22 protein-coding genes are annotated in these 26,173 nt (G+C 75.0%); 14 read left to right on the top strand and 8 right to left on the bottom strand.

From position 1 onward, the window contains the following. Positions 1-11 precede the first annotated feature (11 nt). From WA788_RS23560 to WA788_RS23550, 3 genes are all read right to left on the bottom strand, one after another. Entirely contained in the window at positions 12-1,022 is a 1,011-nt protein-coding gene (locus WA788_RS23560) for an alcohol dehydrogenase catalytic domain-containing protein (protein ID WP_335980524.1), read from the bottom strand. 181 nt (positions 1,023-1,203) lie between these two features. After that, entirely contained in the window at positions 1,204-2,853 is a 1,650-nt protein-coding gene (locus WA788_RS23555; protein ID WP_335980521.1) for an MFS transporter, read from the bottom strand. A 131-nt stretch (positions 2,854-2,984) separates the two neighbouring features. Continuing rightward, positions 2,985-3,806: an IclR family transcriptional regulator gene (locus tag WA788_RS23550; RefSeq protein WP_335980519.1), complete on the bottom strand. Its 822-nt coding sequence runs from the start codon at positions 3,804-3,806 to the stop codon at positions 2,985-2,987. A gap of 83 nt (positions 3,807-3,889) precedes the next feature. On the opposite strand from WA788_RS23550, the gene WA788_RS23545 reads away from it, so the two are divergent. From WA788_RS23545 to WA788_RS23495, 11 genes are all read left to right on the top strand, one after another. Continuing rightward, the gene (locus tag WA788_RS23545) at positions 3,890-5,050 is read left to right on the top strand and encodes a cupin domain-containing protein (protein ID WP_335980518.1); all 1,161 of its coding nucleotides are present in this window, start codon (positions 3,890-3,892) and stop codon (positions 5,048-5,050) included. Positions 5,051-5,052: 2 nt separating this feature from the next. Next, positions 5,053-5,880, top strand: coding sequence for a fumarylacetoacetate hydrolase family protein (locus WA788_RS23540; RefSeq protein ID WP_335980516.1), 828 nt, complete (start codon positions 5,053-5,055; stop codon positions 5,878-5,880). Continuing rightward, a complete protein-coding gene (locus WA788_RS23535) occupies positions 5,877-6,533 on the top strand; it encodes a maleylpyruvate isomerase family mycothiol-dependent enzyme (protein WP_335980514.1) in 657 nt (218 codons plus the stop codon). Before WA788_RS23540 ends, WA788_RS23535 begins: the two co-directional genes overlap by 4 nt. Positions 6,534-6,559: 26 nt before the next feature. After that, entirely contained in the window at positions 6,560-7,828 is a 1,269-nt protein-coding gene (locus WA788_RS23530; RefSeq protein ID WP_443034084.1) for an FAD-dependent monooxygenase, read from the top strand. Between the two features lie 236 nt (positions 7,829-8,064). Next, on the top strand, positions 8,065-8,673 hold the full coding sequence (locus WA788_RS23525) for a TetR/AcrR family transcriptional regulator (RefSeq protein ID WP_335980510.1): 609 nt from the start codon (positions 8,065-8,067) through the stop codon (positions 8,671-8,673). 268 nt (positions 8,674-8,941) lie between these two features. Then, positions 8,942-9,916, top strand: coding sequence for a phosphotriesterase (locus WA788_RS23520; RefSeq protein ID WP_335980507.1), 975 nt, complete (start codon positions 8,942-8,944; stop codon positions 9,914-9,916). A 49-nt stretch (positions 9,917-9,965) separates the two neighbouring features. Further along, the gene (locus WA788_RS23515; protein ID WP_335980506.1) at positions 9,966-10,922 is read left to right on the top strand and encodes a phosphotriesterase; all 957 of its coding nucleotides are present in this window, start codon (positions 9,966-9,968) and stop codon (positions 10,920-10,922) included. Between the two features lie 12 nt (positions 10,923-10,934). Beyond that, positions 10,935-12,113, top strand: coding sequence for an FAD-dependent oxidoreductase (locus WA788_RS23510; protein ID WP_335980505.1), 1,179 nt, complete (start codon positions 10,935-10,937; stop codon positions 12,111-12,113). 5 nt (positions 12,114-12,118) lie between these two features. Further along, entirely contained in the window at positions 12,119-13,042 is a 924-nt protein-coding gene (locus WA788_RS23505) for an alpha/beta hydrolase (protein ID WP_335980503.1), read from the top strand. 37 nt (positions 13,043-13,079) lie between these two features. After that, positions 13,080-14,018 carry an MBL fold metallo-hydrolase gene (locus WA788_RS23500; protein WP_335980501.1) on the top strand — a complete coding sequence of 313 codons (939 nt, stop codon included), beginning with the start codon at positions 13,080-13,082 and terminating at the stop codon, positions 14,016-14,018. 15 nt (positions 14,019-14,033) lie between these two features. Beyond that, complete coding sequence (locus WA788_RS23495; protein ID WP_335980500.1) at positions 14,034-15,767, top strand: CocE/NonD family hydrolase; 1,734 nt, start codon at positions 14,034-14,036, stop codon at positions 15,765-15,767. Positions 15,768-15,849: 82 nt separating this feature from the next. Here the strand turns inward: WA788_RS23495 and WA788_RS23490 are convergent, their stop codons facing one another. Continuing rightward, a complete protein-coding gene (locus tag WA788_RS23490) occupies positions 15,850-16,491 on the bottom strand; it encodes a DNA-binding response regulator (RefSeq protein WP_335980498.1) in 642 nt (213 codons plus the stop codon). 96 nt (positions 16,492-16,587) lie between these two features. Between WA788_RS23490 and WA788_RS23485 the strand changes: the two genes are divergently transcribed. Then, positions 16,588-17,484 carry an oxidoreductase gene (locus WA788_RS23485; RefSeq protein WP_335980496.1) on the top strand — a complete coding sequence of 299 codons (897 nt, stop codon included), beginning with the start codon at positions 16,588-16,590 and terminating at the stop codon, positions 17,482-17,484. 20 nt (positions 17,485-17,504) lie between these two features. Continuing rightward, positions 17,505-18,374 carry a class I SAM-dependent methyltransferase gene (locus WA788_RS23480; RefSeq protein WP_335980494.1) on the top strand — a complete coding sequence of 290 codons (870 nt, stop codon included), beginning with the start codon at positions 17,505-17,507 and terminating at the stop codon, positions 18,372-18,374. Positions 18,375-18,420: 46 nt separating this feature from the next. On the opposite strand, the gene WA788_RS23475 is transcribed toward WA788_RS23480, so the two are convergent. Then, on the bottom strand, positions 18,421-19,281 hold the full coding sequence (locus WA788_RS23475) for an NmrA family NAD(P)-binding protein (protein WP_335980493.1): 861 nt from the start codon (positions 19,279-19,281) through the stop codon (positions 18,421-18,423). 124 nt (positions 19,282-19,405) lie between these two features. Here WA788_RS23475 and WA788_RS23470 point away from each other — a divergent pair, with 124 nt between their 5' ends. Continuing rightward, positions 19,406-19,789, top strand: a complete 384-nt coding sequence (locus WA788_RS23470) for a winged helix-turn-helix transcriptional regulator (protein WP_335980491.1) — start codon at positions 19,406-19,408, stop codon at positions 19,787-19,789. Positions 19,790-19,849: 60 nt separating this feature from the next. Here the strand turns inward: WA788_RS23470 and WA788_RS23465 are convergent, their stop codons facing one another. From WA788_RS23465 to WA788_RS23455, 3 genes are all read right to left on the bottom strand, one after another. After that, complete coding sequence (locus WA788_RS23465) at positions 19,850-22,003, bottom strand: AAA family ATPase (protein ID WP_335980489.1); 2,154 nt, start codon at positions 22,001-22,003, stop codon at positions 19,850-19,852. A 295-nt stretch (positions 22,004-22,298) separates the two neighbouring features. Then, entirely contained in the window at positions 22,299-22,490 is a 192-nt protein-coding gene (locus WA788_RS23460) for a hypothetical protein (RefSeq protein ID WP_335980487.1), read from the bottom strand. 117 nt (positions 22,491-22,607) lie between these two features. Then, entirely contained in the window at positions 22,608-26,009 is a 3,402-nt protein-coding gene (locus tag WA788_RS23455; protein ID WP_335980485.1) for a type 2 lanthipeptide synthetase LanM family protein, read from the bottom strand. Between the last annotated feature and the right edge of the window lie 164 nt (positions 26,010-26,173).

Raw genomic sequence — 26,173 nt, 5'->3', positions numbered from 1 at the left:
CCCCGCGGGGGTCAGACGAACGCGATGACGCGGCGGCCGTGGGCGGTGCCCGCGGCCATCGCGTCCAGCGCGGCGGGGGCCTCGTCGAGGGTGATGGGCGTGACGGCCGGCAGGATGCCGTGGGCGGCGGAGAAGGCGAGGGTGTCGCGCAGGTCGTGCGGGGAGCCGGACGGGCTGGCCGCGACGTGGAGCCGGCTGAGCACCATGGGCTGGGTGGGCAGCACCAGCGGTTCGGGCCCGTAGCCGCACAGCAGGAGGGTGCCGTCGGGGGCGAGCCCGCCGAGGGTGGCGGCGGCCGCCTCGGTGGACGGGCTGGCGTTGAGGATGACGTCGGCGCCCCCGGCCCAGGACTTCAGGGCCGGGCCGGGGTCGGTGTCGGAGGCGGCGATGTGGAGTTCCGCGCCCAGCGCCCGGGCCTCCTCGGCGCCGCGGGCGGAGCGGCCGACCACCGCCACGCGGGCGCCCATCGCGACGGCGTAGCGGATGGCGAGGGCGCCGATGCCGCCGGTGCCGATGACGGCCACCCGGGAGCCGGCCCTGGCGCCGCCCTGGCGCAGCCCGTTGAAGGCGGTCAGGCCCGCGCACATCAGCGGGGCGGCGGTGACGGGGTCGAGGCCGGCCGGCAGCGGGGTGACGTAACCGGCCTTGAGCAGGACGTACTCGGCGTAGCCGCCGTCGACGACGATGCCGGTGACGCGCTTGGCGGGGCAGAGGATCTGGTCCCCGCGGGCGCAGTAGTCGCAGTGGCCGCAGGAGTCGTAGAGGAACTGGGCGCCGACCGCGGTGCCCACCTCCGGCCAGCTGACGCCCTCGCCGAGGCCGACGACGGTGCCGGTGATCTCGTGCCCGGGGATGACGGGGAAGCGGGCGAAGGGGTAGTGGCCCTGCACGAGGCCGAGGTCGGAGTAGCAGACCCCGCAGGCGGACACCTTGACGAGGACCTCGCCGGGGCCGGGCGTGGGGACGTCCCGTTCGGTGCGGGTGAGCGGGGCGTTCACTTCGGTGGCTACGGCGGCACGCATGGTCGGCTCCCTCAGAAGGTGGGGCGGTCCGGGACACCAGTCGTACGACAGGTATCGCGGCAAGCGGCCGTTTCCCGGTATTCCACGCGGTGTGGCCCGCGACGCGGCCGTGCCGGACCCCGGATGGCCGCGCCCGCGCCTGCCCCTTCGCCGGAGTGCCGGACGTCAGGGGCGCGGGACGTCAGGGGTGCGGGACGGCGGGGGCCGGTTCGGCCGTACCGCCGGCGCTCGCACCCGGGAGGGCGGCGGGTTCGCCGCTCTGGGAGGGACGGTGGGCGCTCTGCCCGATCATGCCGAACGCGGTGAGGGCCGCGGCGACGGCGGCGGCCACGCCGCACACCAGGAAGGCGGTGCTGAAGCCGCTGCCCAGGGCGTCCAGGGCCAGGCCGTGCGCGGCGGCGCCCGGCGCCCCGGGCGGCAGGCTGTCCACGGCGATGGGGCCGCCCGCCGCGGCGACGCCGCGCGCGGCGGCGAGTTGGCCGGCCGGCAGGCCGCCGCCGGCCAGGTGCGCCGCGAACGCCGAGCCCGCGTGGCTCAGCGCGACCGCGCCGACCACGACGGGGCCCAGGGCGAACCCGAGGTCGCGCAGCATGTTGGTGGTGGCGCTGGCCATCCCCGCCAGCCGCGGCGGCACGCTGTCCAGCGCCACGGCCGTCACCGAGCTGACGGTGAGGGCGAAGCCGACCCCGATCAGCAGCGCCGGGGCGGCGAACGCGCCCAGGTGCGGGTTCTCGACGTCGAGCCGGGCGCACAGCAGGCAGCCCGCCGCCATCAGCACGAATCCCGAGGTGAGCAGCCAGGACGCCGCGACGCGGTGCAGCAGCCGGGAGACGACCGGGATGAGCACGAACGCGGGCCCCTGGAGGGCGAGGAAGGGCAGGGCGACCCGGATCGGGTCCTGGTGCTGCACGGGGCCCAGCCACATGCTCGTCGCGAAGCAGGCGCCGAGGAAGGCGAGCATGCCGATGACGGCGGCGACGGCCGACACGGTGAAGGCCCGGTTGCGGAACAGCGACAGGTCCAGGATCGGGGCCTCGGCCCGCAGCTCCACCCGTACGAACACCGCGAGGAAGCACGCGCCGACGACGAAGGCGAGCACCACCGGGAGTGTGCTCCAGCCCGACTCGGGGCCCTCGACGGCGCCGTAGAGCACCAGGATCAGGCCGAGGGCGAAGGTGATCTGGCCGGGTACGTCGAACCGGCGGCCCTCGGGGGCTTTGGACTCCGCGGACAGCGCCAGCGTGAGCACGGCGCTGACCAGGGCGAGCCCGACCAGCACCCAGAACGAGCCGCGCCAGGAGCCGAGTTCGGCGAACATGCCGCCGAGCAGCGGGGACAGCGCGGCGCCCGCGGACAGGAAGCCGCTCCACACCGCGACCGCGTGCGACCGCTCCCGCGGGGTGCGGGTGACGGCGGTGATCGCGGTCAGCGAGCCGGGGAACATCGCGCCGGCGCCCAGACCGTTCAGGGCGGCGCCGACCCACAGCACCTGGACGGTCGGCGCGAGCGCGGCCACGGTGCTGCCGGCGGCGACCAGGAGCGTGCCGGCCACGACGAGCCGCCGCCGGCCGAAGAGGTCGCCGAGGACACCGAAGGTGAACTCGAAGCAGACCACGGTGACCATGAACGCGGAGGTCACCCAGGTGAGTTGGGAGCCGTGGGTATCGAGGTCGGCTTGCAGGAGCCCGTTCAGCGAGGCCGGCAGCGCGTTCGCGACCTGCGCCACGAACACCGCGCCGCAGGCGGCGGCCAGTGTTCCCGCGTAGCCCGGCATCCGGGCGGCCCCCGCGGTGGGGCCGTGGGACGTCGTCGTCCCGTTGTTGAGCGTCATGGCTGGTTCTCCCTGGTTGTTGCCGTGGAGAATGACACTCGCTTTACGTCGCGTCAATAATCTGGTCACAAATTATGGTCAATGGATGCCATGTCGTGGAAATGATCGCCATGTCGCGCGAGCCGGGGTGCTCAGCGGTCCGGCAGGTCCCGCGCCGTGTCTCGTGCCGGGTCCCGGCCCAGGTCCCGTGCCAAGTCCCGTTCCAGCGCGCGCGCCGAGGCCTCCAGCGCCGCGACCAGGGACTGGAGGCGGCCCGTGTCGTAGCGCACGCTGGGCATCGACACCGACAGGCCGCCGAGCGCGGTGCCGTCCCGGTCGCGGACCAGCACGCCGATGGCGACCAGGCCGCGTTCCGAGCGCTCCTTGTTGACCGCGAAGCCGTTGCGGCGCAGGCGCCGCAGCTCCGCCCGCAGCCGGGCGAGGTCGGGGCGCTCGGCCGGCCGGTCGCGGTAGCGCTCGGCGGCGTACACCTCGTCCAGCTCCTCGGCGGTGAGCTCGGCGAGCAGCAGCAGCCCCGCCGTCGTGCGGTGGGCCGGGAAGACCATGCCCTCCCGGGAGCCGGCCCGCAGCGCCTGCCGGCACTCCACGCTGGCGATGAATCGCGCGGTGTCCCCGGTGCGCACGATCAGGTTCGCGGTCTCGTCCACGAGGTCGACCACCCGGTGCAGATGGGGCAGGGCCGCCGCGCGCAGCCGCGACACCAGGGACTGCGAGTGCGCGGCCAGCTCCAGCACCGGCCCGGCGCGGTAGACGCGGTCCTCGCCGTGCACGGCGAAGTCCCGGTAGACCAGCATCGCCAGCACCCGGTGCGCGGTCGACCGGGCGACCCCCAGCCGCTCGGCGATCTGCGAGACGGTCGCCCCGCCCTCCATCTGCAAGATGGCCGCCGCCCGCAGCGCGTGGTCCACGCTCGCGATCGGGTAGGGCGGCGGCGTTTTCAGCGGCTTGTCCACGGTGCGACCTCTCGGATACGAGCAAGATTCTGCTCTCCAGAATCTACATGTCCTCCCAGAAGACGCGATGCAGCCTGTCGTACGTGACGCACTCCTCCCTCGCCCCAGACCCCGCCGCAGGCTCCCCGGTCCGGCTCCAGGCCGTCGCTGCCGCCGGGCAACCCGAAGTCACCCCGGAACTCCAGGAGTTGTACCGGGGCTTCGAACGTGAACTGCTCGTACCGCTGTGGACCGAGATCGGCGACCTGATGCCGGTGCACCCGCGCTCGCGCGCCGTCCCGCACGTGTGGCGATGGCAGACCCTGCGGGCGCTCGCCGACCGGGCCGGCCACCTCGTGCCCGTCGGGCGCGGCGGGGAGCGCCGGGCCATCGCGCTCGCCAACCCCGCGCTGGGCGGACGGCCCTTCGCCGCCCCGACCCTGTGGGCGGCCATCCAGTACCTGATGCCGGGCGAGGACGCCCCCGAACACCGCCACACCCAGCACGCCTTCCGCTTCGTCGTCGAGGGCTCGGGCGTGTGGACGGTCGTCGGCGGCGACCCGGTGCCGATGAACCGCGGCGACTTCCTGCCCCAGGCGGGCTGGAACTGGCACGCCCACCACAACGCCACCTCCGCGCCCATGGCCTGGATCGACGGCCTCGACATCCCCTTCCAGTACCTCACCGAGGCGCAGTTCTTCGAGTTCGGCCGCGACGAGATCAGCGCGGAGGAACGCACCACGCCGGTCCGCTCCCGCGCCGAGCGGCTGTGGGGCCACCCGGGGCTGCGCCCGCTGTCGGCCGCCCCGGCCACGCCGGGCAGCCCGCTGCTGTCGTACAAGTGGGAGCACACCAACGCCGCCCTGGCCGACCAACTGCTGCTGGAGCGGGAGGGCCACGGCGGCACCGTCGAACCGGGCCACGCCGCGGTGCGCTACACCAACCCGCACGACGGCTCCGACGTGCTGCCCACGCTGCGCGCCGAGTTCCACCGCGTCGTCCGGGGCGCCGAGACCGCGCCGGTGCGCGAGACCGGCTCGTCGGTCTACCAGGTCTTCGACGGCTCCGGCGTGGTGACCGTCGGCGGCACCTCCTGGACCGTCGGCCGCGGCGACCTGTTCGTCGTCCCGTCCTGGCAGCCGTTCTCCGCCCGCTCCGAAGCCGGCACCACCGACTCCGACGAGGGCGCCCTCGACCTCTTCCGCTTCTCCGACGCGCCGGTCCTCGAGGCGTTCCGGCTCGACCGCAACCACAAGGACGCCTGACCATGAAGCTCGCCACGCTCCGCACCGCCGAAGGGACCCGGGCCGTGCGCCGCGACGGGGACACCCTCGTCGACCTCGGGTACGCCGACCTCGGCGCCCTGCTCGCCGAGCCCGACTGGCGGCAGCGGGCACGGGCCGCCGCCGGCGCCGCCCACCCCGTCGCGGGCGCCGACTTCGCGCCCCTCGTGCCCCAGCCGTCCAAGGTCATCTGCGTCGGGCACAACTACACCGAGCACATCAAGGAGATGGGCCGGGAACTGCCCGCCCACCCAACGCTGTTCCCGAAGTTCGCCGACACCCTCCTCGGCGCCGGCGACCCCCTCGTCAAGCCCGCCGAGACCGAGGCGCTGGACTGGGAGGTGGAGCTGGCCGTGGTGATCGGCACGGCGGTGCGCCGCGCGGACGAGCAGCAGGCCGCCGACGCCATCGCCGGCTTCACCGTCATGAACGACATCTCGGTGCGCGACTGGCAGTTCCGCACCATCGAGTGGACCCAGGGCAAGATCTGGGAGCGCTCCACCCCGCTGGGGCCCTACCTCGTCACCCCCGACGAGGTCGGCGGCGTCCGCCCCTCGCTCCGGGTCGAAACCCTCGTCGACGGGCAGCTCATGCAGCAGGACGACACCGGGACTTTGCTCTTCGACCCGGTGTTCCTGGTGCGGTACATCTCCACCGTCATCACCCTGCGCCCCGGCGACGTCATCGCCACCGGCACCCCGGCCGGCGTGGGCAACGCCCGCGACCCCCAGGTCTTCCTGCGCCCCGGCCAGACCGTCACCACCCGGATCGCGGGCCTGGGCGCGTGCACCAACCAGGTGGTCGCGCCGTGACCGGCCCCATCGGCCCCGCCCCCACCAGCCCGCCGCGGACCGCCGCCGAGGCGCGGGCGTGGGCCCGTACCGGCACCGCGCTGCTCCTCGACGCCGCCGCGGGCCTGGACGAGGAAGCCTTCCGCGCCCCCAGCCTGCTGCCGGGCTGGACCCGCAAGCACCTCGCCGCCCACGTCGCGGCGAACGCCGACGCCCTGGGCAACCTCGTGCACTGGGCGGCCACCGGAGAGCGGACCTTGATGTACGCCTCCGCCGAGGAGCGCGCCGCCGGCATCGCCAAAGGCCCCGACCTGACGGCGCGGCAGCTGCGCACCTGGCTGACCGGCTCCGCGCACCGCCTCGCCGACGGGCTCGACGCGCTCACCGACGAGCAGTGGCAGCGCCAGGTCGTCACCGCCCAGGGCCGCACCGTGCCCGCCACGGAACTTCCCTGGATGCGCGCCCGCGAGGTGTGCGTCCACGCGGTCGACCTCGGCACCGGCACCGGCTTCGCCGACCTGCCCGAGGGCTTCCTGACCGCCCTGGCCGAGGAGATCCGCGCCAAGCGCGGCCTGACCGCACTGCCCGGCGGTCCGCTGCCGGAAGTGGCGGCCTGGCTGGCCGGCCGCCCGCACACGCTCGCCGACGCCCCCCGGCTCGGCCCGTGGCTGTAGAGGAGCCCACGATGACCCCACCTGACGTGATCGTCGCCGGCGGCGGCCTCGGCGGCCTCGGCGCCGCCTACTCCCTGGCCCGCCAGGGCCGAAGCGTCCGCCTGCTGGAGCGCGCGCCGGCCTTCGGCGAGGTCGGCGCGGGCATCCAGCTCGCGCCCAACTGCACCCGCATCCTCGACGACTACGGGCTGCTCGACGAGGCCAAGGCCCTGGGCGTCCTCCCGGACGCCATGGTCATGCGCGACGCCGTCGACGGCACCGAGCTGACCCGGCTCGACCTGCGGGACCTCGAACGCCGCTACGGCTACCCGTACCTCGTCATCCACCGCAGCGACCTGCACGGCCTGCTGCTGCGCGCCTGCGAGCGCGCCGGCGTCGAACTGGTCACCGACGCCCAGGTGACCGGCTACCGGAACACCCCCGGCGGCGCCGCGGTGACCCTCGCCTCCGGCGCGGTCCACGAGGCCGCCGTCGTGATCGCCGCCGACGGCCTGCACTCCCTCGCCCGCAAACTGCTCGTCGACGACGAGCCGGTCTCCTCCGCCTACGTCGCCTACCGCGGCACCGTGCCCGCCGAGCTGCCGCGGGCCCGCTCCGCCGACCTCGGCGAGGTCGTGGTCCACGTCGGCCCCGGCTGCCACTTCGTCCACTACGGCCTGCGCGGCGGCGAACTGCTCAACCAGGTCGCCGTCTTCGAGTCGCCCAAGGCACGGGCCGGCGAGCAGGACTGGGGCACCCCCGACGAACTCGACGCCGCCTTCGCCGGCACCTGCGACTTCGTCCGGGACGGCCTGCCCTTCCTGTGGCGGGACAAGTGGTGGCGGATGTTCGACCGCGACCCGGTCATGACCTGGGTCCACGGCCGGATCGCGCTGCTCGGCGACTCCGCGCACCCGCCGCTCCAGTACATCGCCCAGGGCGCGATCATGGCGATCGAGGACGGCTGGGTACTGGGCCGGCACGCCGCCGGCCACCGCGCAGCCGACGGCACGGTCGACTGGGACGCCGCGCTTGCCGCCTACGAGGCCGTCCGCCCCGAGCACTGCCGCCGCGTGGTGACCACCTCCCGCGCCTGGGGCGAGCTGTGGCACCTCGACGGCACCGCCCGGCAGGAGCGCAACACCCTGCTGCGCGCCCGCGACACCCGCGACTACGCCTTCACCGACTGGCTCTACGGGCCGACCGCCCTCACCCCGGACCAGGAGCCGCCCATGTTCACGCCCGTCCCGCTCTCCTCCGCCCGCACCGGCCGGCTGGAGACGGCCGAGCCCCTGACCGCGGGGCGGCCCCGGTGAGCGACGCCTACCTGTACGCCGCGCTGCGCACCCCCTTCGGCAGCTTCGACGGAGCCCTGGCCGCAGAGGGGTACGGGCGCGGGAGACGTACGGCATCACGCGCGCCGAGCTGCGCCGGCGGCTGAGCGTCGACCTGATCGGCTGAGGCTTTACGCGCCGTCAAGGAGCCGTGCGGGGTGTGCGCCGGCGAATCGGCGCGTACGGCCGCTGAGCGGTGGCGCGTTAGGATCGCCGGCATGGCGAACCTTCGACAGGCGCAGAAGCAGATGACGCGCCGGCTGCTGCTGGAGTCGGGCCTCGAACTGTTCACGACGAAGGGATACGCCGCCACCACGGTCGACGACATCGCGAGCGCGGCGGGCACCACCCGGGTGACGTTCTACGCCTACTTCCCCTCCCGCAGCGAGCTGATGAAGGCGCTGATCGACGAGCGGCTCAACGAGGCGCTCCAGCGCGTCAGTTCGCCCGAACACGGCTCCACCGCCCTGGGCCTGGTCGCGACCGTGGCCGACGGCACCCCGGAGGCGGTCGCCGCCTGGCTGCGGCGCACCGCCGACAGCTGGCCGGCGATCCGGCCGATCATCCGCGCGGGCCGCGACGCCGCGGCGGTCGACCCGGAGCTGACCGACCTCGTGGAGCGGTGGCTGGAGGAGGCCATCAGCGACATCGAGGACGGACTCGCGCAGGCCGGCCGGCTGGCCCCCCACCAGCGCCGCTTCCGCGGCGCGCTGGCGATGGCGGAGCTGGACTTCGTCGCCCAGCACTGGGACGGCGCCGACTGGAAGCTCACCCGCGAGCAGATGCTCGCCGAGCTGAGCGCCAGCTGGGTGCGGCTGCTCGCCTGATCCGGGCTGTTCCGACGGACCCGACCCGACCCGGCCCGACTTGGCCCGACCCGACCTGACCCGTTCCGCGGTCGCGGGCCGGGCCGTCGGCGTGCCCGGGCGCGCCGCTCCGACGTCGCTTGACAACGTTGTCAAGCGCCCTTGTGAAACTCAATGGCCAATCTATTTTCATGACGTTCGTTTCATTGACGTTGCGTAAAGTGAACGGTTAGCGTGGCCGAAGCCACCGGGTGCACAGCCGCACCCGCACCGGACACGTGAGGCAGTCATGAGCGAGAGCAGCAAGGTCGTGCACACCGTCCTGGGCCCGGTACCGGCCGGCGAACTGGGAGTCGTCTCGGTGCACGAGGCGCTGCTGTCGGTGCTCCCCGGCGCGGAGCACGCCTTCGACATCACCTTCGACCGGTCCGCGATCTTCGAGACGCTGGCCGCGAAGCTGCGGGATTTCCGCGCGTGCGGCGGCGGCACGATCGTCGACAGCACCGGGATGTTCCACGGCCGGGACGTCCGGCTCTACGAGGCCCTGTCGCGCGCCACCGGAGTCCACCTCGTCGCCTCGACGGGCCAGGGCCCGGAGGAGCTCCTCGGCGGGTACTTCCTCACCCCGCAGACCAACCCGCCCACTCCCTGGCCGGCCGAGCGGTTCGCCGACCTGTTCACCAAGGAGATCACCGAGGGCATGGCGGTCCCGCGCGTCGAGCGCCGCGGCCCGGCCGGCCTGGTGGCCACCGCCGTGACGCGCGGCGGGATGACCGCGACGGACGAGAGCCTGCTGCGGGGCGCGGCGCGCACCGCGCTGGCCACCGGCGCCGCGCTCTCGGTCCGGTACGGCGCCGACCCCGTGGCCGAACTCGGCGTCGTCCTCGACGAGCAGCTGCCGCCCGGGCGGGTCGTGGTCGGCGGGCTGGACCGCAAGGACGCCGTCGCCGCCGGCGCCCCCGCGAAGGTCGCCGCCATGGGCGCCCACGTCGCGCTCGACCACGCCGGCACCGAGGACGCCGCGCACGTCACCGACGCCGAACGCGCCCGTTTGGTCGCCGAGTTGGTGGCGGCCGGACACGCCGACCGGATTCTGCTGTCCACCGGCGCGACCGGGGTCGCCAAGGGGCACCCCGCCACCGACACGCCGTACGGCCATGTCCTGACCGTCCTGGTGCCGCTGCTGAAGGAGCAGGGCGTCGGCGACGACGACGTGCGGCGCATCCTCGTCGCCAACCCGCGCGACCTGCTCGCCCTGCGGTGAGCGCGCCGACCCCCACCCCCGTCAAGTCCTCTTCTCAAAGGTGAGTGTTGTGTCGAGAGTGAACACCGTTCTGGGGCCGGTCGCCGCCGAGGAACTGGGTTTTGTGGCGATCCACGAGCACATCGGGTACGGCATGCCCGGCTCCGAGCTGGACACCCGGTGGTGGAAGACGCCCGAGGAGCGCTACGAGGAGACCGTGCCGAAGCTGCGCCGGTTCCACGAACTGGGCGGCGGCACCTTCGTCGACGTGACCGGCATCTGCAACGGCCGCGACATCGACGCCTACAAGTCCCTGTCGGCGAAGACCGGCGTCCACATCGTCGCCTGCACCGGCTTCGTCGGCGGCGACACCGCGCTGCCGCACTTCGCGCGGGCGGACGTCGACTACCTCACCCGGCAGTTCGTGCACGAGATCACCGTCGGCATCGGCGGCACCGGGAGCCTGGCGGGCGTCATCAAGGTCGGCGTGAGCCGCGGCGGCCGCATGACGGACCTGGACAAGCGCATCTACCGCGCCGCGGCCCGCGCGGCGCGCACCACGGGCGTGCCGATCCTCACGCACCTGGCGATCGACGCCGAGAACGCCGTGCGGATCTTCGCCGAGGAGGGACTCCCGCTGGACCGCGTGCTGTTCGGGCACGTCGACGACGGCGTCAACGCCGACAAGACGCGCGACGTGTGGATCGCCGAGCAGGGCGGCCGCCTCGGCTTCGACACCTTCGGCTACGAGACCGAACTGCCGGACCCGCCGTTCTGGGCCCGCCCGCGCAAGGAGCGGCTGGACCACTTCCTGCGGTTCATCGACGGCGGCCGGCGGCTGACCCGGGTCCTCGCCTCCGCGGACGCCAACTGCAGCCCGCTGGGCTGGCCGGGCGTCAAGGGCCACACCGTCAACTACCTCTTCGACGACCTCCTGCCGGACCTGCGGGCCGCCGGGCTGGACGAGGCCGCCCTCACCACGCTCTTCGTCGACAACCCCGCCGGCTTCCTGACCATCCAGAAGTAAGAGAGACCCAGCATGCAGTCCTCGGACCTGAAGAACCTGAAGATCGCCGTCGTCGGGGCGGGGTACGGCGGCGCCGCCGCGGCCAAGGCGCTGAGCCTGCTCGGCGCGGACGTCGGCGTCTACGAGCAGGCGACCACGATCCGAGAGGTCGGCGCGGGCATCGGCCTGCGCCCCGCGACCCTCGAGCGCTTCGGCCAGTGGGGCATCTTCGACGCGATCGCGAAGGTCAGCTCGCCCAGCGACTACTTCGAGATCCTCACCGCCACCGGCGAACCCCTCATGAAAGAGGAGTGGCCGGCGGCCGGGGAGCGCAAGCAGACCCGGCTGATCCACCGCGGCGACTTCATCGACGCCCTGCTCGGTGTGCTGCCCCAGGGCATGGTGCACCTCGGCCACCGGCTGCGGACGGTCCAGGACAAGGGCGGCAGCGCCGTGCTCGCCTTCGAGAACGGCGCCACCGTGGAGGCCGACCTCGTGGTGGGCGCCGACGGCATCAAGTCGGTCGTACGGCAGCAGCTGTTCAGCGACAAGGGACCGGTGTTCTCCGGCGAGCACGCCTACCGCGCCGTGGTCCCGGTGGACGACACCCACGGGATGGTCACCGACGACAACCTGCGCATGTACATCGGCCGCGGCACCAAGGTCTACCTGCTGCCGCTGCGGCACCGCGGCCAGGTGTCGTTCGACATCACCGCCCTGTGCGCGGACAGCACCTGGAACCCCCGGGTGACCAAGGACGACCTGCTGCGGACGGTCGAGGGCTTCGACCCGCGCCTGGTGGACATCACCCGGGGCCTGGACATGAGCACCGTCAACATCCGCGCCGTCTACGACATCGACCCGGTCGACACCTGGCACTCCGACTCCGTGGTCCTGGTCGGCGACGCCGCCCACTCGATGCTGCACCACCAGGGGCAGGGCGCGAACTCCGCCATCGAGGACGCCGGCGCCCTCGCCGACGCCCTGCGCGTGGCCGACTCCCCGCGGGAGGCGCTCGCCCACTACCAGGCCGCCCGCAAGCCGGTGACCGACACGCTCCAGGCCGTCTCGCGCCAGGGCTGGACCGAGGACGCCATCGACGACGTCTTCCCCGGCCAGCGGCCCGCCGGCCAGCAGCCCGCCGGTCGGGCCGCAGGGACTCCCGCCAGCCGGACAGCCGGCACGTCCGCGGCCGCCGCGGCGGGGGAGTGACGGCCGTGCCCCTGCACCCGCAGATCGCCGCCTTCCTCGCCGACCTGCCCGCCCCGGCCGCCGGGCCGATCGACCCGGCCGCGCTGCGCGCCGCCGAGGAGGCTCACCTCGCGCCCGCCGGGGAGCGCCTGCCGCTGCACTCGGTGCGGGACCTGAGAGCGCCGACCGCGGCCGGCGAGGTCCCGGTACGGATCTACACCGCGACGCAGGCTGCCGCACACGGCCTGCTCGTCTACTTCCACGGCGGGGCCTTCTTCCTCGGCAGCCTGGAGACCCACGACCACGTGGCGCGCGCGCTGGCCGCCGCGACCGGGCTGAAGGTGGTGTCCGTCGGATACCGCCTGGCGCCCGAGGCCGCCTTCCCCGCCGGGCTCGACGACTGCCACGCCGTGGTGCGGTGGCTCGCCGAGGAAGGGACGGGCCTGGGCTGGGACGGCACGACCCTGGCGGTGGCCGGCGACAGCTCCGGCGGCAACCTCGCCGCCGCCCTCGTCGCCATGGCGCACGACGAGGGCTTCGACCGGATCACCCACCAGGTCCTCTACTACCCGTCGCTGGACCTGGACTTCGACGCCGACCGCTATCCGTCGCTGCGGGAGAACGCCACCGGCTACGGCCTGGAGACGGCGGGCCTGAAGCCGTTCAACGCCTTCTACGTCGGCAGCGGCGCGGACCCGGCGGACCCGCTGGTCTCACCGGCCAAGCGGGCCGATCTGCGCGGGCTGCCGCCCGCACTCGTCGTCACCGCGGAGCTGGACCCGCTGCGCGACGAGGGCGAAGCGTACGCCCGGCGGCTGCGGGAGGCCGGGGTCGAGGTGGAGCTGCGGCGCTACGCGGGCGCGAACCACGGGTTCGTCCAGCACTTCTCCTTTGTTCCCGAGTTCCACGAGGTCTTCGCGCTGACCCGCGACTTCCTTCGCACGCGGTGACCGCGGGACCGGGTACGCACGTCAGGAAAGAGGGATCATGACGCAGGACGTCGCCGTCCACCCCCTGGTCTCGCCGTGGGGTCGGTTCGGGCTGTACAGCTTCTTCGTCGACGCGCCCGAGCCGGCGATCGTCGACACCGGCATCGCGTCCTCGCCCGCCGCCATGGCACCGGCCCTCCAGGCGCTCGGGCGCCGGATCGAGGACGTGCGCTGGATTCTGCTGACGCACGGCCACATCGACCACGTCGGAGGGGCGTTCGCCCTGTGGAACCTCACCGGGCGGCGTGCCCGGGTGGTCATCCACGAGGCCGACGCGCCGATGCTCCGCTCCCGCGCGGCCCATGTGGCGGAGTACCGCGCGGGCCGCGGCCGGTATCTGCGCGACCCGCAGGGCGCGGCACGGGTGGCGGCCGCCGCGGACGCCGTCATCTCCGGCGAGATGGAGCCCACCGTGCTGGTCCGCGGCGGCGAGATACTGCCGCTCGGCGGCGGCGTCACCGTGTCGGTGCACGCCGTTCCGGGCCACACGCCCGGGTCTGTGGCCTACGCCGTCGACGGGCAGCGGTCGGTCTTCACCGGTGACGCCGTACAGGTCCACGGTGCCGCGAACGGCTTCCCCGGGTACACCGACCCGGCCGCCTACCGCGCGGGCCTGACCCGCCTGCGGGACGAGGTGCGGCCGCGGACGCTGTACCTCGGGCACCCCTACCGCCGCGCCGACGGCAGGCCGTACGGCGTCGCACTCGACGAGGCGCAGACCCGGGAGGCGCTGACCCAGAGCCTCGACGCCGAGCGCCGGGTCGCCGCGGCCGCCTGCGCCTGCCTGGCGGCCGGGCCGGCGGAGAGCGACTCGCCGTACTCGCCCTTCGCACCCGTCGCCGACGCCCTCGGCTACACCGGCGACCCGGCGCTCGAGCCGTCGCCGTTCTTCACCACGCTGCACGGCTACCGCGCGCAGCACCACCGGACCGTGTAGGACAGGAGCCCCACCATGACCGACTTCCGTACGCTGCGGGCCGGCGAGGAGACCATCGCCGTCCGCAAGGACCTGCGGGTGCCGATGCGGGACGGCGTCGAACTCGCGGTGGACGCCTACCGCGGCACCGACGACACACCGCGGCCGGCGCTGATCGCGATGAGCGCCTACGGCAAGGAGCTCCAGGCGCTGGCCCTCACCACGCCGCCGCAGCGCCGCCCCAGCCCGATGTGGGACGGCTGCATCGAGGCCGGCGACATCGCCCGCGTCGTCCGCGAGGGCTACGTCCACGTCATCGGCGACATGCGCGGCACCGGCGACTCGGGCGGCACCATGGTCGGCAACTACAACTTCGGCGGGGTCTCCCAGGGGCAGGACCTGTACGACCTGGTGGAGTGGGTCGCCGCGCAGCCGTGGTGCGACGGCAACGTGGGCATGATCGGCATCTCGTACTTCGGCTCGATGCAGGTGCTCGCCGCCGCCGAGCGCCCGCCGCACCTGAAGGCGATCTTCGTCAGCGGCGGCCACTACGACTTCTACGAGACGACGTACCACGGCGGGATCATGTGGTTCATGCCCCGCGCCGCCCGCGAGGGCCGCGGCGGCGACTCCGGCATCGCGCACACGGACGTCAGGTCCCGCATGCAGGACGTGTACGGCCCCGAGGAGCTGAACACGCTCGTCGACGCGCGGCTGGCCGACCCGGACGTGGCGGCCTGGCCGAACCTGGTCCACGTGCTGAAGTACCCCAAGAACCGCGAGTTCTGGTTCGACATCGTGATGAACCCGCTCGACGGCGACTGGTACGAGGAGCGCAACCCGATCACCCTGGCCCGGAACATCGACATCCCGGTCTACCTCCAGATCGACCAGGGCCGGGGCTGGACCGTCGACGGCCACATCGAGCTGTTCGACGTGCTGAAGGGCCCCAAGAAGCTCGACATCGGCTCCTACCCGCCGATGCAGTCGCGCCCCTGGATCGAGGAGCACGACACGATGTTCCGCTGGTACGCGTACTGGCTCAAGGGCATCGACAACGGGATCATGGACGAGCCGGCCGTGCGCGTGTTCGTGGAGGGCTCCCGCGAGACGGTCACCGCCGCGCAGTGGCCGCCCAAAAAGATCGCCTACCGGCCGCTGTACCTGCGCCCGCGCCACAAGCTGTCGGGCGAACCTGAGTTCATGGGCGCCGAGCACGCCGCCCCCGACGGCTTCTACCAGGCGCCGCTGACCGTCACCGACACGGTGCAGGTGCTGACCTGGCGCACCGAGCCGTTCGCGGAGCCCACCGAGATGATCGGCGCCGGCGCGGCACACCTGTTCGCCGAGATCGACCAGGACGACACGAACTTCATCCTGCGGCTGTGGGACGAGGCGCCCGGCGGCGCCCGGCAGCTGATCACCACCGGCTACCTCAAGGCGTCCCACCGCGAACTGGACGAGGACCGCACCACCGAGGGCAACCCCTACCACCCGCACACCCGGGCGGTGCCGGTGGAGCCGGGGCGGATCGAGGAGTACGTACTGCGGCTCTACCCCTTCGCCGCCACCTTCCGGCCCGGCCACCGCCTGGTGGCCGAACTGTCGAACGACGAGCCGCTGGCCGACGCCCACAACGCGCTCCTGCCGCCGGACGCCTTCCACCTCCCGGTGGGCCGCCCGGTCACCCACAAGATCTACCGGGACGCCGCCCACCCCTCCCGGCTCCTGCTCCCCTTCACCACCCCCGAGCCCCCGACCACGGCATGACCCCGCCGGCCGGCCCGCGGGAGAGCCCGCCGGCCGGCCCGCGCAGATCCGCACGGCGGCCCCCGGACCGGCTGGATCAGTCCTAGATCAGCCCGAGGTCGCGGGCCCGCATGCCGGCCTGGAAACGGGACTCCGCGCCCAGCGCGGACATCAGCTCCGCCACCCGGCGCCGGTAGGTGCGCACCCCGAGGCCCAGCACCCGGGCCGCCGTCTCGTCCTTGCACCCCGACGCCAGCAGCTCCAGCACCCGCGGCGCCATCTCGCGCAGCTCCGCGTACTGCGCGTCGTACACCGCCAGGTCGGTCGCCGACCGCCAGGCCGCCTCGAACAGCGAGGTGACGTTCTGGACCAGCGCCGGTTCAAAGACCACGCTGTAGCTGCGCCGGCCCGCGCTCAGGTCGCCGGCGAGGATCGCGAACCGGCGGTCGATGATGATCGTCTCGTTGACGCTGTCGGCGGTGATCCGGACCTGCGCGTCGGGGCCGGCCGCCACGGCCCGCAGATGCCCGGCCGTCCGCGGGCTCATCAGCGCGCTCGGCTGGTACAGCTTGCGCAGCCGGGGCCGCGCCCCGGACAGCCGGTCCGCGACGTCCTGCCCGAGGACCCAGGTGTTCAGGTCCCGCGCCGCACACCACAGCTCGCCGGCCGTGGCGAACAGGTGCCCGGTCCGGGCGAACACCTCCGCCTCGCCGTGCAGCACGCGTACCCCGCTCTCCACCGTCATGGCCCCAGTCTTCCCCGGCGCCCCCCGTGCCGCCAAGCGCGGCAGGAAGTTGCCACCTGCGGCCGCCGGCCGCCCCGCGGGGGAAGACTTCCTCCCATGACTACGAACAACGCCGGCGCCGCCGGCACCTGGACGCTCGGCGACCGCACCGTCAACCGCCTCGGCCTGGGCGCGATGCGCCTGATGAGCAAGGCCGACGGCAGCCCGAGCGACCGCGCGCAGGCCGTCGAGGTGCTCCAGCAGGCGGTCGAGCTGGGCGTCAACCACATCGACACCGCCTCCTTCTACTTCTCCGCCCTGCGCTCCGCGAACGAGCTGATCAACACCGCGCTTGCCCCCTACCCGGACGACCTGGTCATCACCACCAAGGTCGGGCCCGGGCGCGACCCGTCCGGTGCCTTCCTCAGGGCCCACACCAAGGACGAGCTGCGCGGCCAGGTCGAGGAGAACATCCGCCAGCTCGGCCTGGACCGCCTCGAGGTGGTCAACCTCCGGATCGGCACCGGCCTCGAACGCGGCGAGGGCTCCCTCAAGGAGCAGTTCGCGGCACTGGCCGAACTGCGGGAGGAGGGCCTCATCCGGCACCTGGGCGTCTCCAACATCGGCCCCGAGCACCTGGAGGAGGCGCTGGACATCGCGCCCGTGGTGTGTGTGCAGAACCAGTACGGGCTGACCACCCGCCGGGAGGACGACGTGATCCAGCAGGCCTGCGCCGAGCGGGGTATCGCCTTCGTCCCCTTCTTCGCGGTGGGCGGCGGCCCCGCCGGTGTCACGGCCGCCGCCGACGCCCCGCTGGCCGCGGCGGACCGGGCCGTCGCCGAGGTGGCCGCCCGCCACGGCGCCTCGCCCTCCCAGATCCGCCTGGCCTGGACCCTCCACCAGGGCCCCAACGTGCTGGCCATCCCCGGCACCGGCAACCCCGCGCACCTGCGGGAGAACGTGGCGGCCGCCGCCCTGCGCCTGACCGAGGAGGACTTGGCCCTGCTCGGCTAGGACGGCCACAATGGGGCGCCATGAGTGAGAACGGGCGCGCGGCGAGCCGGACGGCGGTACTGGTCTGCCAGGGGCGGGCGGCCGCGGACGGCAGGACGGACACCGACCGGTTCGCCGACCCGGTGGCGGCGCGGCTGCTGCGCGGCGCGGAGCGCACGCCCGTGGAGCAGGTCCGCGCGTCCGCGCAGCCCGCCGGGTGGGGCGAGCGCATGGCGTACGAGAAGGTGCGGGCGTGCGCGGAGCTGATGGTGCCGCGGACCGTCGCGATCGACGAGGCGCTGGGCGCGCGCGGGGCCGGCCAGTTGGTGGTCCTCGGCGCCGGGCTGGACACGCGCGCCTGGCGGCTGGCCGGCCTGGCGCGGACCGACGTGTGGGAGGTCGACCACCCGGCCTCCCAGCAGGACAAGCGCGCCCGCCTCGCCGAAGCGGAGCCCGCCCTCGCCGCCCGCTCCGTCCGCTTCGTGCCGGTCGACTTCGCCGTCGACGACCTCGGTGCGGCGCTGGACGCCGCCGGGCACGACCCGGCCGCGCCGACCACCTGGCTGTGGGAGGGCGTCGTGCCCTACCTCACGCGCGACCAGGTGCGCGCCACGGTCGCGGCCCTGGCCGCCCGTACGGCCCCGGGCAGCGCACTCGTCGTCAACTACCAGGCGCCCTCGGTCCGGGCGGCGCTGGGGCGGCTGCTGGCCCGCGTGCTCCGCGGCTCCGCCACCTCCGGCGAGCCCTGGCGGTCGCTGTGGCGGCCCGACCGCATGGCGGCGCTGCTCGCGGAACACGGCCTGGCCGTGGCCTCGGACCGCAGCCTCCTCGACCTCGCCCACGACATCGGCAGCCCGACCCGCGGCGGCACGTCCCTGGCGTCCGGCCGGGTGGCCGTCGCCACGGCGTGACCGGAGCGGCGGGCCGGGCGCCGCGGCCGCCCCGCGGGGACGGCGGCTATCCCTGCGCCCGGAACGCGTCGGTGTGGTCGGTGACGAAGGCGCGCAGGGTGCGGGGCGCGCTTCCGGTGAGCGCGGCGACGTCCTCGGACCGCCAGGCCGCGTCACCCTCGGCGATCAGGGCGAAGACCTGGGCGTTGGAGGCGGCGACCGCCTCGGGCACCCCGGCCCGCACCATCAGCTCCCGGTGCCGGTCGGGCGTGAGCCGGCGGTAGGCGATCGCGCGGCCCAGCGCGCGGGTCAGCTCGGCGGCCACGTCGGCGTAGCCGACGAGTTCCGGGCCGGTCAGCAGGTAGGTCCGCCCGGCGTGGCCGGCGGGCGCGGCCGCCACCGCGGCGGCGGCCGCGGACACGTCCCGCGCGTCGACCATGCCGAAGAGGCCCTCGCCGGTCGACATCGCGAACTCGCCGGTCTGCCGGATCGCCGGGGCCGCGAGGAACAGGTTCTGCATGAGCAGGTTCGGCGCGAGCAGCGTGAAGGGCAGCCCGCTCGCCCGCAGGTGGGCCTCGATGCGCGCGTGGTCGCGCCGGCGGTCGACGGGGGAGTCCGCGGTGGCCCGGTGGTTGGTGATCTTCACCAGGTGCCGCACGCCCTGCCGGACGGCGCTGTCGATGACCGCGATCTCCTGGGCCGGCACCGACGGGCTGATGAGCAGCAGCGTGTCGGCGCCGCGCGCGGCCGCGTCCAGGGTGTCCGTCCGGTCGAAGTCGCCCACGGCGAGCTCGGCGCCGCGCCAACTGCCGTCCTGCGGGGCGCGGGAGATGTCGCGTACCAGAGCCCGCACGGGAAGGCCCCGCGCGGCCAGCAGCCGTACCGCCTCGGTGCCGATCGTGCCCGTCGCCCCGGTGACCAGGATCATGGTGCCTCCGCTGTCGGCGCCGGGACGGTCGGTCCGCTGCCCGGCGTGATGAGTGATCACCTCCAGCCTGCACAGCGACGGTTTCGTTTGTGAAGTAGGCACCGGTTGGATATACAGGTACCTGATGGATACCGACTCGACGACCGTCTACGCGAAGGACTGCCCGTCACGCACCGTCCTGGGCGTGCTGGCGAACAAGTGGTCGCTCTACGTCCTGGGCGTCCTCGGCCGGTACGACCGGCCGCTCCGCTTCACCGAGGTGCGCCGCCGGGTCGAGGGCGTCACCCAGAAGTCCCTCACCCATGCGCTGCGCAACCTCGAACGCGACGGCCTGGTCCGCCGGACCGTCTACCCGACGGTGCCGCCCCGGGTCGAGTACGCCCTCACCGCACTGGGGCGCGAGGCGGAGACGCTCACCACGGCCGTCGCCGACTGGTCCAGGACCCGTGCCGACCGCGTCCACCAGGCCCGTGCGGCCTACGACTCCCGCCCCGCCGACGGGAGTTGACGCACCCGAAACCCGGACCCGCACCCCGCACCCGAACCCCGGGCCCGCACCCGCCCGCGCTCAGCCGGCGTCGCGTTCCGGCGCGGTCAGCACGGCCAGGTCGCGGCGGTTGGCGCCGCCGGTCTTGGCCAGGAGGTTGGCGACATGGCGCTCGACCGTGCGCGGGGAGATGTGCAGGTCGGCGGCGATCTCGCGGTTGGTGCGGTGCCGGGCGAGCTGCACCAGCACCTCGTGCTCGCGGACGGTGACGCCCATGAGCCACAGCCGGCGGGGGACGCCGGCGCTGCCGTGGCGGCGCTGGCGGACGGGTTCGCCCAGGCCGCGCAGGAGATCGCGGCAGTGCCGGGCGGCGGAGTGGATGCCGTGCGCGGTGAAGAAGGACTCGCCCTCCTGGAGGGAGCGGGCCGGGTCGCCCCAGCCGTCGCGGGCGGCGGCCGGGGCGACCAGGAGCAGGCCGAGGTGGCGGGCGAGCGGGAAGGGCGCGGAGGCGGCGAGCGCCTGGGCGAGGGCCTGTTCGGCGCCCGCGGTATCGCCCGCGCGCCCGGCCAGCACCGCCCGGCTGAGGTGCACGAACTGGCTGTTCCAGGGCAGCCGGCCGGCCGCATGGCACGCGAGCGCGTCGTGGTCGGCCCGGGTCGCGGCGCCGTGCACCGTCTCCACCAGCAGCCCGAGGCCGTACTGCCCGCACAGGTAGGACGGCGTGGCGGCGCCGGTGCCGTCCAGGCCCTTCAGGTGGGTGCGGGCGGCGGCGGTGGCGCCGTGCAGCAGCGCGCAGACGGCGAGACCCAGCCCGGTGACGAGCGGGACCTCGTCCTTCCGGGTGCCTCGCCACCGGTCGAAGTCGGCCAGCGCGGAGCGCAGTTCGGCCTGCCGGCCGCGGTGGGCGGGTACCAGCGCCCGGACCGCGAGCGCGTAGCTGCCCAGCGCGGGCAGGCGCAGCCGGGCGATGTCGCGCCAGGCGGCGGCGAGCAGTTCCTCGGCGTCGGCGAAGCGGGCGCGCAGCAGTGCGTCGACGGCCAGCGCGAGGCGCAGGTGGCAGTCCTCCACGACGGCGCCACCGGCCTCGAACCGGCCGCGGGCGCCGGTGAGCAGCATCGTCTCGGGCGCGGGCACATGGGCGCCGCCGGTGAGCAGTTCGGGGCGCGCGCCGGGTGCCGCGGCCGGGTCACGAGGGGCGGCCACGGCCACGTGTGCGGTCACGTCCGGTGCCGCCGGGGCCCGTTCGCCGCGCTGCCGGGCGGCGGGCCCGTACGGTCCCGGCCGGCGCGGGCGGGGGGTGAGCGGGGTGACTGTCGCGGACCGGGCGGGCGCCCGCACCGGTGCCGGGCCGCCACCTGGTGCGACGCCGGCCCGGTCCTCGCCCTCGCGCGGCGCGTGGAGCGGCCGCCATGGCGCGGGCACCAACCCGCCGGGCGCCGCCCCGGCGAGCACCGGTCCGCGCAGCAGCTCGGTGACGGCCAGCGGGTTGCCGCCGCTCTGTCGGAACACCGCGTCGCACAGGCCCGCGGGCACCGGCCTGCCCTGCGCCCCCAGGAGCGCGGCCACCAACTCCGCGGTGGCCGACCGGTCCAGGCGCGCCAGGGGCAGCAGCGCGGCCGGGTCGCGCCGCCGGGCGTAGTGCGCGAGGTCCGCCGCCGGGCCGGGTACGTCGCGCAGGGTGCCGATGACCGCGACCGCCTGGCCGGCGAGGTTGTCCACGAGGTACTCCAGGGCCGCCAGCGTGTGCGGGTCGGCGTCGTTGAGGTCCTCCAGGACCAGGACGTACGCGTCCGCGGGCGCCGCCGCCAGGACCCGCAGCACCGCCTCTCCGTGCAGGTACGGTTCCGCGGGGACCGCCGCCGGCAGCAGCGCGCCGCGCCGCCAGTCCGGGACGAGCCGGCCGAGCATTCCCGCGTACGGTTCCAGCCGGGGCGGCGGCGACCAGCCGGTACGGGCCAGCCCGAGCAGCGCCTCGGCGAACGGCCGCAGGGCGGGGCAGCCGGCCGGCCCGGACCGGACCGCGCGGCCGCGCAGCACACCGACGCCCGCGGCCTGCGCGGCGGCGGCCGCCCGGTCGGCCAGCCGCGACTTGCCGACGCCGCCTTCACCCGTCACGAACACCGCGCCGCCGTCCCCGGCCGAGGCGGCCGCGACCAGGTCGCACAGCGCGCCCGCCTCGGCCTCCCGGCCCACCAGACGCGCCGGACGCCTGCTCCCGAAGCGGGGCTCACCCATGCCCGGCACCGGCTGTGCCCTTTGCCCCGGCCGAGGGCCGCACGGGCCGACCCGGGCCTGCCCCACGGGTCCTGACGCGGCGCCAGGAGCCGCGTGCGCTGCATGGTGGAACGGTCCCCACAAGCCTGCTCCGGTCATCAGCAGTCGTTAAGAACGATCACCGGGATAATAGCTGAGATGAATGGCGCGGTCGTGGGGCGGCGCAGGCGGTCACAGGCGCGGGCGGTCACAGGCGTGGGCGGTCACAGGCGTGGACCGCACCCCCCTGAGGTGCGGCCCACGCGAGCGGCGCTGATCAGTTGATGGAGCAGTCCGAACACAGCGTCGTGTCGCAGCAGCTGAACGACCACTGCCAGCTTCCGCCGACGACCGAGCCGCCCTGTGCGACGTCGGCGATGTCGATCGAGCTGACCGGGCTGAAGCCGGTCGTCGTCCCGGCCGGGGCGTATTCCTTCCAGGAGCGCACGACGGCGTTGTCCATGTCCATGAGTCGACCTCTCTCTTCGGTGGTGCCGGATGGGGAACCGCAACATCGCCGGGAATCCCCGGCGCATGCGCGCTTGGTCGACCCGCGGGCCCGGGCGCCTGCGCGGGCCCGCGGATCTCAGACCGGGGGAGGGGGTGCCAGCAGCAGGACCGGAGCCACCCGTCCGGGAGCGGCGATCCGGAGCAGCCCGTGGCCGATCCCGGCCAGCCCGGTCATGAGCCCGGGCGTCGCGATCCCGCCCGGTGTCCCGCAGACCGGCCCGTCCCGCTCGATCCGCCGTACGACGGCCGCCGCGTCCCGGGACCACGCGCCGTCCGCGGCCATGCCGTCCGATGCGGCGGCGGCGAGCAGTTCGAGGTTGCCCAGGGCGCCGTGGCACAGGCTGTCGTTGCGGTGCCGTCCGAAGCGGGCGGTGCTGTCCAGCGCCCGCCGCAGGTCCGCGCGGCTGTCCGCCAGGGCGTCCGCCGCGCCGGTCCCCGCACACCTGCGCAGCACCGAGGCCCTGGCCAGACCGACCCCGGGCGCGCCGTGGCACCAGGAGTGCTGGCCGCCCGGCTCCGCCCTGCGGTGGTCCGGCCAGTTGTCCAAGGCGGCGTCGTACGCGCCGTGTTCGTAGCCGAACGCACGCAGGCCCGTGGTGCGGGCGGCCTCGTCGCCGGTGCGCGCGGCGTACGACAGCAGGGCCCAGCCGGCGCCCGCGGCACCGTGGGAGAAGCCGAGCAGCGGGCGCGGCGCCGTACCCGGCCAGCCGGCACCGGCGCCGGCCGGCACCGCGCCCGCGACGAGCGCCTCGGCGCAGCGCTCCGCCAGCCGGCGCGCCGCGGCCCCGTGCCCGGCACCGGCGGACAGGGCCTCGGCGACCGCGAGACAGCCCGCGGTGCCGCTGATCACGTCGTGGGCGACGCCACCCGACACGCGCTCCCGGGCATGGTCCAGCAGGGGTGCGACCAGGGCCCCGGCGGAGGTGTCGCCGAGCAGCGCGGAACAGCAGGCCAGCGCGTACGCCACCCCGCTCACACCGGTGAACGCCCCCACGGCCGCCTCGGCTTCGTGCGGGCCGCCGCCGTCGAGCACCTCCCGCGCGTACCCGGTGACCGGGTCCAGGGCCCGCCGGGCCAGGTCGGCGTGGACCGGCTCGCCGGTGACGCCGGCGAGTTGTGCCAGGAACAGGGCGATGCCCGCGTACCCGTTGTACAGGTCGACGCCCAGCGGCCGTACGGACCAGCGCGACTCCTGCCACAGGTCGAGCCCGAGCCAGCCGAGCCGCCCTGCCGCGCCGGGCGCTCCGGGACCGGCGAACGCCGACGCCTCGAGGCGGTCCGCGACGGCGCGCGCGGCCTTAAGCGCCCGCGCGGCCAACTCCGCGGGCACGGCGCCGGGTTCGGGCCCGGCGCCCTCGGGCGCGGGGGCGCTGTCGGCCGGGCGGGGCGCGGCGCCGTCGGTCCGGGTGGCCAGGTGCGCCGCGACGATCCACCCCTGGTCGGCGAGGTCGCGCTCGCCCATCCCGGCCAGGGTGCGCCCGACCCGCTCCGTGCCGGATTCCGGCAGCAGGCCCGGGATGACCGTGCCGCTCGCCGCGCGCACGTCGCGGGAGCCGGCGCGGGCGGTGAACAGCGGGACGTCGCCCGCCCACAGGTCGGCCACCTCGTGCCGGACCAGCCGGGCCCGGGCCGGGTCGGCGGCGGCCCTGGCCCACAGCACGCCGAACACCTGGTCCCGGTCGAGCGCGTCACGCAGCGCGTCCGGGTGCGTGGTCTCGGCGAGCAGGGTGGCGTACTCGTGGGTGGGCCGCGGGATGATGCGCGCGGGGTCGTCCGCGAAGCGTGCCAACACGCCGTCCGCCGCGAGGAGTTCGGTGCGTGCGGCGGCGAGCGCCTGGTACCCCTCGCGGTAGCCGGCCAGCAGCGGGGCCGCGTAGCGCACCGCGTCCAGGTCGGTGCCGTCCAGCCGGGGCCGGTTGCGGACCTCGCCGAGCACGGGCCGCACCCGCTCCACGCGCATCGTGTCGGTGCCCGCCCCGGCGAAGTCCGCGACCCGGTACGGCAGCGCCGCGGCCTGGTCGCCGCCCATGCCGCCCGCGTCGAACGCCTGCCCGTCGGCGCCGATGACGACGGACGGCAGCAGGCCGACCCGGCCCACCGACTCGCGGTAGGCCGTCACCGCCGGGTCGCCGTCCAGCGTCGGGCTGCCGTAGGTGCGGGGGAGGTCGGCGCAGAACAGCGACTCGAGGTCGATCGGGACCGGCTGGTCGCCGACCGCGATGAGGTTCTCGAAGTGGAAGTCGACGCCGCCCAGGGTGTGCAGCAGCGCGAGCAGCACGCCCTGGCGGTGGAAGTACCGGGTCGCGGCGGCGGCGTCCGCGCACGGCGCCGGGTGGACGAACCCGACCCAGCCGTGGCCGCCGCGGTCGAGGACGGGGAGTGTCATCAGCCGGGACCGCGCCGGCAGCCGCCCGTTGTACCACTCGACGGCGTCGTTGAAGTGCCGGTGCATGCGCAGCGGCCGGGGCTTGTAGACCGCGCGGGCGCCGGAGGCGAAGGCGGCGACGCCCACCGAGCGGCCGCCGTCGTGCGGGTCGCCCTTGGCCGGCTCGAACGACGCGAGGGCGCCGGGGTCGGCGCCGCCGAACAGCCGGCGCACCAGCTCCGGCCGGTCGTCGGCGAGCCGCCGCAGGAACTCGGCGTGCACCGCGGCCACTTGGGCGGCGGTGTCGACCAGCAGCCGGGCCAGTACGGCGTACTCGTCGAGGAGTTCGGCCAGCGGCTCCGGGCGGCGGAAGTGCCGGACGAACGAGCCGAAGCGCGCCTCGGGGGTCTCGCCCTCCAACCGGCCGGTGACGCGCAGGACGTTCAGTTCGAGGACGAGCACCCGGGCGGACAGGCGGACCAGGCGCCGGGTGGCGTCGGCGCGGACGGCCTGCCTGACCACGGCGCGGTCCGCGGCGGCAAACGGCCCGGCGGGCCCGGCGCCGTCGGCCGCAGCGTCGAAGCGGCGCAGGGCCTCGCGGACGAACGGCGCGACGACGCGGGCGAAGCCGCGCTGCCATCCGCCGGGCCCGTCCCCGTCGAGCGTGTCGGGGTCGTCGGCGCCGATGGGGTCGTCGGGGGCGTCGTGCGCGGCCGAGGCCGCCACCCGTTCGACGTCCAGCGCCCACGCGGGCTTGGCCGCGCCGCACCGGCGGGCGAGGCGCTCGGGCGGTTCGGCGAGCAGCGCCCGCAAGGCGCGCGGGGTGCCGCCGTACTCGGCCGTCTGGCGCTCCAGCGCGTCTGCGGCCAGCTCGCGGAAGGCGTCGCGCCAGCGCCGGAAGCGGATGTCGGCCACGGCCGCCCGGTCGGCGTCCTCGGGGTGCGAAGCGTCGCCGGTGCCGCCGGCGTCCTCGGTGTCCGGCCACCCGGCGGCGGCGCGCTCGTCCAGGCGGAGCGCGCGCACCCACCAGGCCCCGGTCAGCGCCGGCCGGCCGCGCCGCTCCCACGGCATGGCGAGCGGGCGGTCGGCGGTCGGCCCGGTTGTCGGCACCATGCTGGCCTTCCTCGTCCTCGGTCCGGTTTCCCGGCCACGAGTCGACCGCGAGCCGCGGCCGCGCCGCATGCGCGCCCACCACCCACATTCATCCCGCGCGCACGGCCGGCAGGTCCCCGCCCGGCGCGGAAACATGGGTGCGCACCACCCACCCCGCCCCGCCT

Source organism: Streptomyces sp. CA2R106 (assembly GCF_037034245.1).
GTDB lineage: Bacteria > Actinomycetota > Actinomycetes > Streptomycetales > Streptomycetaceae > Actinacidiphila.
This window is presented reverse-complemented; position numbering and strand designations above follow the sequence as displayed.